Here is a 7,714-nt window from a genome sequence, read left to right as displayed (position 1 = left end):
ACGAGGACCGCATCGAAGTCCACTACACCATCGAAGTCGAAGCCAAACAGGACAGCGGCAAGCGCACCATTGGCGTCGATAAAGGCTACTCCGAGGTGCTGGTCGATTCCGACGGCGAGCACCACGGCCAGGAACTGGGCCAAATACTGACCGAGCAATCCGACACGCTCAAAGCCAAATACCAGCGCCGCGCCAAGCTGCGTGCGCTCGCCAAGAACACCCGCAACCCGCGCAAGCGCGAGCACATTCGCCGGTTCAACCTCGGGCGCAAGAAGCTCCACCGGCAGATGGACAAGACGCACGCGCGCATCCGCGACACCGTCTTTCAGTCGGTTCATCGTGTCGTCGATAAAGCCGCCGTGATCGCGGCAGAAGATTTAACCGCCCCGATGGCGGGCAAGTCCTTCGGCAAGAACGTCAATCGCCGCCTCGCCAGTTGGTCAAAAGGCGTCATTGCCGAAGCACTTGACAGTGTTTCAAGCCGCAGAGGTTCTGCGGTCGTGCTGGTCAATCCGGCCTATACCTCGCAAATCGATTCCCGCAACGGAGGCCTACTCGGCAAACGCCAGGGGGATCGGTTTTACTGTTTCGATGGGGAGGTGTTGGACGCCGACCAAAACGCCGCGCAAAACGTGCTGGCACGCTTAACTGACCCGGACATCGAGCGGTTCACGCCGTATCGAGCGGTGAAGGCCATCGTGCAAGCACGGACTGAGCGCCTCCGGTTGGGACTGCTCAACCAGGACTCCAGTTGCTCGCCCGGTCAATCCCGGGTGCTATCAACGGAGAGCGAATTACCCAAAAACCACTATGAGCAACTTTGTTTAGGTTTTTAGGAGCAGCTTAATCGTAAACGACGGGCGGCTTGCCGAGGCTTTGCTCGGCGATCCAGTCGCTGATGTGCTCCTTGACGTAATCGCCGATTTGTTGGAGGTTTTGCTGGACTAAGGGCATGGGAGTGTCTCCAGATTGCTCGCGGTGCGCGGGCGTCGGGCTTGAGTGACGGGAGTGACGTCTGGGATCATGGCAAGAAAACGACACCAATCCAAATCCAAACACGCTGATCGAACCGGCGCCCGAGGTGCTCGCTCCCTAGTTTCCTGATATTATCCGTATAAAGTCGTTTGGCGTTGGCACAACAGGCCTGAATGCCGCTCATCGCATCCACCACCGCTGACCACCACCATGCAGCGCCCACGCCGGCTGGGCCGGCGCCCCGGGCGCAGCTCGACAGGCGCGAGCACCACAGCAGCGCCCGGCTGCTGATTAGCGGTCGCTGGTGTATGGATACCAGCCCGCCAGAGCCTGAGAATCTGCTTGACCAGATCGGCCAGGCACAGGAACTGCGCGAACTGAGCTTCGACACCAGCGCGCTCACCGATTGGGACTCAACCCTGGTGGTGTTCATCGCGGCCATCCTGCGGGTCTGCGCAACGCGCGCCATCGCCTGCGAGATTGAAGCCCTACCCGCCTCCTTGCAAGCGCTGCTGGAGCTGATCCAGTCCGCCTCCGGCGCCCATGCAACCGAGCCTGCCGCCGCGCCTGACACCGAACAGGTCCGCGACCCGGCCCAGTCCGCGCAAGCGTCCTTTCTGGTGCCCCTGGGTCAGGACTTCATGGCACTGGCCAGCGCCACCGGGGAGATTATGCGCTTCTTTGGCGAGGGGGCCTTGGCGGTGCAACGCCTGATGCGCGGTCAGAGCCGGTTTCGCTCCACCGATTTCTGGCTGATTGTCCAGTCCGCCGGCGCCGATGCGCTGCCCATTGTCAGCCTGGTGTGCTTTCTGGTTGGCATGATTTTGGCCTACATCGGCAACCAGCAGCTGGAGCCATTTGGCGCGCGCATTTATATCGCCGATCTGGTCGGCCTGGCGATGGTGATACAAATTGGCGCCCTAATTACCGCTATTGTGCTGGCCGGGCGCACCGGCGCCGCCTTCGCCGCGCAGATTGGCGCCATGCAGGCCAATGAGGAAATCGATGCGCTGCGCACCCTGGGCCTGGAACCAATAGATTTTCTGGTGCTGCCACGCATGCTGGCGCTGATTCTGATGACCCCGCTGCTGACCATCTATGCCAACCTGTTTGGCATTCTCGGCGGCGCCTTCGTTGGCACCACTGTCGCCGGCCTCACCGTCAGTGAGTATTTTGTCGCCACCGGCACGGCGCTGGCATTGAATCATCTGGTGCAGGGGCTAATCAGCGCCACCGTCTATGGCGCCATTGTTGCCGCATCCGGCTGCCTGCGTGGCATGCAGTGCGGCCGCAGCGCCGCCGAGGTGGGACGCGCCACCACCTCAGCCGTCGTCACCGCCATTTTGTTCATTGTCATCGCCGCCGCCGTACTGACGGTGCTCTTTCAGGCCATCGGGCTGTCCTGATGTCAAAGCCAGACGAGCGCGCAGCGGCGATTGAGGTTCGCGATACAAGTCTGGCCTATGGCGAGACGCTGATCCAGCAACAGCTGAACTTCAGCATCCGCTGCGGCGATATTTTCGTCATCATGGGCGGCAGCGGCTGTGGGAAAAGCACTCTGATGCGCGCCCTGACCGGCCTGCTGGAACCCAGCCATGGACAGATTCTGATCCAAGGCGTCGATCGCTGGCGGACCCCTAGCGCCGGGCGTCTGGCGCTGATGCGTCGTCAGGGGGTCATGTATCAAAGCGGCGCCTTGTGGAGTGCCATGACGCTGCGCGAGAATGTCAGCCTGCCACTTGAGGTTCACACCCAACTCAGCAAACAGCAGATTCGCGAGCTGGCCGACTACAAATTGGCGCTAGTCGGCTTGGCCGGTTTCGGCGACCATTACCCGTCTGCCATCAGCGGCGGGATGCGCAAGCGCGTGGGCGTAGCACGCGCCATGGCACTGGACCCAGAGATTTTGTTTTTTGACGAACCCTCGGCCGGACTGGATCCCCTCAGCTCCAGGCGCCTGGATGAGCTCCTGCTCCAGTTGCGCGCCAGCCTGGAGACCACCCTGGTTGTGGTCACCCATGAGCTGGCCAGTATTTTCACCATCGCCGACGATGCCGTTTTCCTTGATGCCGAACAACATAGCATGCTCACCACAGGCAACCCGCGCTGGCTCCGGGATCACTCGCCACTGCCTGAGGTGCGCCATTTTCTCAACCGAGGCGAGCCTGAGTCTGAGCCCGGCATGAGCAAGTCATGAGCAGACCATGAGCAAGCCATGAGTAAACAGGCCAATCCGGCCATCATCGGTGGCTTTGTACTCGGTGCACTGCTGCTATTCGTCGGAGCGCTGATCGTGCTGGGTAGTGGCGCGTTGCTGCGCGAACGCATTGAGGTGGTGACCTTTTTTCCCGGCTCGGTGCAGGGGCTCAATACCGGCACCCAGGTACATTTCCAGGGCGTTCCCATCGGACAGGTAACCAAGATCAGCCTGGACTATCTGCCCGGTGTCAACAGTTTTCGGATTCCGGTGCGCTATGATGTTTGGCCGCAGAACGTCGATGTGATGAGCGGTCGCGCCCGCCAGGATGCGCGCTCAGTCATCCGCAAACTGGTCAAGGAGCGCGGCCTGCGCGCCCGGCTGGAGTCCATCAGCCTGGTCACCGGGCAGTATGTCGTGACCTTGAGCCTGAATCCCCGCCTGCCGCCCCCAGCGGAAACCCGCGATTATCAGGGCGCCATTCAGGTACCTGCCATTGAGGCCACGCGTGACCGGGTCGAGGAGTTAATCACCAATCTGCCACTGAACGATCTGGTTGATCAGACCACCGGCACCCTGACGGCCATTCACCAGTTGTTCGCCTCCGGGCAACTCGACCAAGCCGTGAGCAGTCTCGATCAAACGCTGACGCAAAGTCGCCTCATGCTCCAGACCCTCAACCAGGATCTGCCACCGCTGCTCAATACTCTGCAACAACTGCTCACCCACTATGACGAGCTGGCTGTGGCCGCACATGAACAACTCGCCGCCATCGCTCCTGCCGTGCAACAGGCCGCAACCAACACCGCTCAACTCAGCACCCGACTGGAACAGGACTGGGGACCCCTGAGCCGCTCGGCGCGTTCAGCGCTGGATCAGGCCAGCCACACCTTGGCCACAGTGGATCAACTGGTCGCCCGCGACTCCCCCACCCGCTATCAACTCGATCAGTTGCTCCGCGAAGGCACGCAGGCTGTGCGTTCCATCCGCACCCTGGCCGAGTATCTTGAACGTCACCCGGAAGCCCTGCTAAACGGCAAGCCGGATGCGGGTAGCCGTTAAGGTCTCAGGAGAATTCTTCCAGCAGCCTTTGCTTGGCTGCATTGATCTTGGCTGCAAGATAATCCGAGCCGCCGCGATCCGGGTGCAGCTTCTGCATCAGTCGTCGATGCGCGTCGCGAATCGCGGCAGGATCGGCCCCGGGACTCAAGCCCAAGATGGCACCGGCCTCTTCCAGCGACAAGCGCCCCGATGTCGGCGCCGCTTTTCCTGCGCCAGCGCGACCGCTGTCATGCTGCGATCCCTGCGAGGCACCGGAAAAGCGGCGCTCCAGATAGGCGCGCAGCACCGCCGCTGACTGAGCATCGCTATCCTGATAAAACTCAAGCATGCGCTGTAACTGCGAGCGCTCCAGCGCCGCAAGCGACTCACCTTTGAAGGGGCCATCCAGCACCCGGCCCTCCATGTGCCCACTGCGCAGATCCAGGGCTATCCTCAGGTAGCGGGTGCGAATGCGCGACTGCCCCGCCTGCCGGCTCGTCTGACCTGCATTCGCGCCAGCGGTCTTAAAGCCCAACGCCTGCAAGGCTTGCTGAATCAGCGGCAGCAGGCTGAGCAGATGCAACAGGCGCAGCAGCATGGGCACAGCCGCCGCCGCTACGGCAAACAGCAGACTCAGGCGCCCGCTGGCCACCGCCACCAGCAGCACCCCCAACCCGCCCCACAGCAGCACGCGGCGCAGGATCCGCTTAACCTCGGGGATGGGGCGCGTGCGCAACCAATGCAGCCCCCACAGCAGCAACCCCAGCAGCACAACCAAGACCAACAACCTGGCCATGGAATCAGGTTCCGAGTTGGGCGGTCAATGCTTAGTCATCCTGCTCCAGATTATCGAGCGCTTTTTGAAAGCGCTTGGCATGAGAACGCTCGGCCTTGGCCAGAATCTCAAACCAATCAGCAATCTCATCAAATCCCTCCTCGCGAGCGGTACGCGCCATCGCCGGATAGCCCTCGGACGCCTCCATAGTTTCCCCAACAATAGCGGAGTGCAAATGCCGTACCGTTGACCCCATCGACTGGCCGGTATCCGGATCACCAATGCCCTCCAGATACTCCAGATGCCCATGGGCATGGCCGGTTTCGCCGTCCGCCGCCGAGCGAAACAGGGCAGCGACATCGTTAAAGCCCTCCACATCGGCCCGAGCGGCAAAATACAGATAGCGCCGATTGGCCTTCGCCTCGTTCGCGAAGGCCTCGCGCAAACATTGTTCAGTCTTGCTGCCTTTCAGTTCCATCCTATCCTCGTCAATACCTCGCGTCATTTATCAACCGGTGGTAAAGCCAGTCACAGCGCGCCATTCAAGCGGCTCACAGGACAAGTCATCAACCCGCGCCTGTGGTGGCCCCTGCGCCAACCAAGCGCGCAGGGACTCCACGGCCTCGGGCGCGCCACACGCCAGCACCTCCACTCGTCCGTCCGGGCAATTGCGCGCATGACCCGTCACGCCAAAGCGCTCAGCCTGCTCACGCGTGGAAGCACGAAAAAACACCCCCTGCACCCGACCGCTGATCAGGCAACGGTAGCAAACCTGCGCTTCCCCGCGTTCATCTCGCTGTGCCATGCTGTCTCCTCTGTCTGCATCAACTCCAATCTCAACCCTAACCCCAGAACCTTCAGCGCCTTAATCAGTCGGTTGGGAGTTTTTATATTGGGTAAAGCTGGTCGTTTCATAAGCGCCCTCGGTGACATAGTGGCCGAGCTGCATAAATTCATCCGCATCGCGCGTAGCGCCGGTATAGCGCGCCACCAGCTGACCATCCAGATCGAAAAAGGCAAACACTGGCGTGGCACGCACGCGAAACTGCTTGAGAGCAAAATCTTTCTGCGTGGTGGTCTGGCCATCGAAATCGACCACCTCAAGATCGCCCTCAATATCCACCGGAAAAACCAGAAAGTGCTCACCAAAGAACGCCTGCACCTCGGGCTGATTCAGCACCGTGGCTTTCATGCGATGACAAAAGGGGCACTCATCCATCTCGAACATCAGTAGCAATCCCTGCTTGCCCTCTGCCCGCGCGGTTTCAAGCTCCTCGGTGAAGTCGCCGAAGGTCTGATTGAAAAAAGCGTCGGATTCGGCTGCCACCCCGGTCAGGGCAACCAAAGCCAACCCGAATCCAAGCAACCAAACAGCCAAGGCCGGCACGCTCGCTCTGGCACGACGCATCGCCGCTTTGCTCATTGTTGTCATAATCCCAACCTCCCGATGGTTTCTGCTGATTTTTTGCTGATCCGCAGTGGATGATTCTTGCATAAAGCCACCTGAAATTGTGCGCGCCACCGCAGCGGCTTTCAATCCCGTTGCCGCTGAGACTTGAGTCACACCAGACTTTTCTTTCCAGCCAAAGCCGCCTAAAGTGCGACACAAAAGCAAAGCTTTCTGTTCATTAAGCTCGTTGAACGTCTCACCATGCCTGAGTCCATCATGCAAACCCTGCAAGCCCTCCTGGGGCTACTGGTCCTGCTTGGGATCGCCTGGCTGCTGAGCGAAGCGCGCCGCTCCATCTCGCCGCGCCTGGTGGTCGGTGGTCTGGCCCTGCAACTGCTGCTCGGCCTGCTGCTGCTTAAATGGACACCCTCGCATCAACTGTTCCTGCTGCTCAACGAGATGGTTTTGGCGCTGCAACAGGCCACGGATGCGGGCACGCAATTTGTCTTCGGCTATCTGGCCGGCGCCGCTGCCCCCTTTGAGGTCACCGCGCCTGAGCATGGCTTTGTGCTGGCCTTCCGTGCCCTGCCGCTGCTGCTGGTGGTCTCGGCACTGTCGGCGCTGCTGTTTCACTGGCGCATTCTGCCACGGCTGGTACAGGCTTTTGCCTGGGTACTGCGCCGCACGCTCCACACCTCGGGCGCCCTGGGGCTGGCCACAGCAGCCAATGTGTTCATCGGTATGACCGAGGCCCCATTGTTGATTCGCCCCTACCTCAACAGCATGTCACGAGCGGCGCTGTTTGCGCTCATGGTCAGCGGTATGGCGACCATTGCCGGAACAATGATGCTGCTCTACGCCAGCATTCTGAGTGATCTGATTCCCGATGCCATGGGACAAATCCTGACCGCCTCGCTGATGAGTGCTCCAGCGGCGCTGGTCATCGCCGGTATCATGTTGCCTGAAGAAAACGTAACAGTGCCGTTTGATGCACAGGGTGCTACCTTTCAATAATGTCCTTAGCAAGGCTGAGCACCGAACTGATCGATCTTGTCCCAGAATTGCGCCCAGCGTCCGGTCGACTGAACCAACGCACGTAAGCTCAAAACAATCTTGGCGCCCTGATGTTTCCAGCGCATGCCCGCTCCGCACAGGCGCTGCTTGACCAGGGTTTTACAGGCCGCTTCGATGACCCCGGAGCCAATCGGTAAGTTCTCGGCTAGGTGCGCGGGGTAGTTCATGCGTTCACGTTGATTGCTGAAGTAGGTCAGGGCCGCTTGAAGATTGGCTTTGACGGTTTTGCCCAAGGAGCGCTTGTCCATCAGGCGTTTGCCTT

The 7,714-nt window shown here is 60.5% G+C and carries 9 protein-coding genes and 1 pseudogene; 5 read left to right on the top strand and 5 right to left on the bottom strand.

Annotated features, from left to right (window positions below):
- From CKO36_RS18195 to CKO36_RS18180, 4 genes are all read left to right on the top strand, one after another.
- Positions 1 to 836 (top strand): RNA-guided endonuclease TnpB family protein (locus tag CKO36_RS18195; RefSeq protein WP_200286329.1); only part of this gene is annotated, 836 nt, incomplete at its 5' end.
- Between the two features lie 312 nt (positions 837 to 1,148).
- Complete coding sequence (locus tag CKO36_RS18190; RefSeq protein ID WP_200286328.1) at positions 1,149 to 2,381, top strand: MlaE family ABC transporter permease; 1,233 nt, start codon at positions 1,149 to 1,151, stop codon at positions 2,379 to 2,381.
- Positions 2,381 to 3,172 (top strand): ABC transporter ATP-binding protein, encoded by a 792-nt coding sequence (locus CKO36_RS18185; protein WP_200286327.1) that lies wholly within the window; start codon positions 2,381 to 2,383, stop codon positions 3,170 to 3,172. Before CKO36_RS18190 ends, CKO36_RS18185 begins: the two co-directional genes overlap by 1 nt.
- 18 nt (positions 3,173 to 3,190) lie before the next feature.
- Positions 3,191 to 4,234, top strand: a complete 1,044-nt coding sequence (locus CKO36_RS18180; protein WP_200286326.1) for an MlaD family protein — start codon at positions 3,191 to 3,193, stop codon at positions 4,232 to 4,234.
- A 4-nt stretch (positions 4,235 to 4,238) separates the two neighbouring features.
- On the opposite strand, the gene CKO36_RS18175 is transcribed toward CKO36_RS18180, so the two are convergent.
- The 4 genes from CKO36_RS18175 to CKO36_RS18160 are packed head-to-tail and all read right to left on the bottom strand — an operon-like array spanning position 4,239 to position 6,396.
- Positions 4,239 to 5,009 carry a J domain-containing protein gene (locus CKO36_RS18175; protein ID WP_200286325.1) on the bottom strand — a complete coding sequence of 257 codons (771 nt, stop codon included), beginning with the start codon at positions 5,007 to 5,009 and terminating at the stop codon, positions 4,239 to 4,241.
- A 31-nt stretch (positions 5,010 to 5,040) separates the two neighbouring features.
- Positions 5,041 to 5,466, bottom strand: coding sequence for a rubrerythrin family protein (locus CKO36_RS18170; protein ID WP_200286324.1), 426 nt, complete (start codon positions 5,464 to 5,466; stop codon positions 5,041 to 5,043).
- Between the two features lie 30 nt (positions 5,467 to 5,496).
- A complete protein-coding gene (locus CKO36_RS18165; RefSeq protein WP_200286323.1) occupies positions 5,497 to 5,793 on the bottom strand; it encodes an acylphosphatase in 297 nt (98 codons plus the stop codon).
- A 60-nt stretch (positions 5,794 to 5,853) separates the two neighbouring features.
- Positions 5,854 to 6,396 carry a thioredoxin family protein gene (locus tag CKO36_RS18160; RefSeq protein ID WP_200286331.1) on the bottom strand — a complete coding sequence of 181 codons (543 nt, stop codon included), beginning with the start codon at positions 6,394 to 6,396 and terminating at the stop codon, positions 5,854 to 5,856.
- A gap of 243 nt (positions 6,397 to 6,639) precedes the next feature.
- Here CKO36_RS18160 and CKO36_RS18155 point away from each other — a divergent pair, with 243 nt between their 5' ends.
- On the top strand, positions 6,640 to 7,392 hold the full coding sequence (locus tag CKO36_RS18155; RefSeq protein ID WP_207161520.1) for a Na+ dependent nucleoside transporter N-terminal domain-containing protein: 753 nt from the start codon (positions 6,640 to 6,642) through the stop codon (positions 7,390 to 7,392).
- Positions 7,393 to 7,397: 5 nt separating this feature from the next.
- Here the strand turns inward: CKO36_RS18155 and CKO36_RS18150 are convergent.
- A pseudogene (locus CKO36_RS18150) lies at positions 7,398 to 7,714 on the bottom strand (ISKra4 family transposase); the annotation flags it as partial.

The sequence above is a fragment of the Rhabdochromatium marinum genome (assembly GCF_016583795.1).
Classification (GTDB): domain Bacteria; phylum Pseudomonadota; class Gammaproteobacteria; order Chromatiales; family Chromatiaceae; genus Rhabdochromatium; species Rhabdochromatium marinum.
Note: the sequence above shows the minus strand (reverse complement) of the source record. Positions and strands in the feature narration are given on the sequence as shown.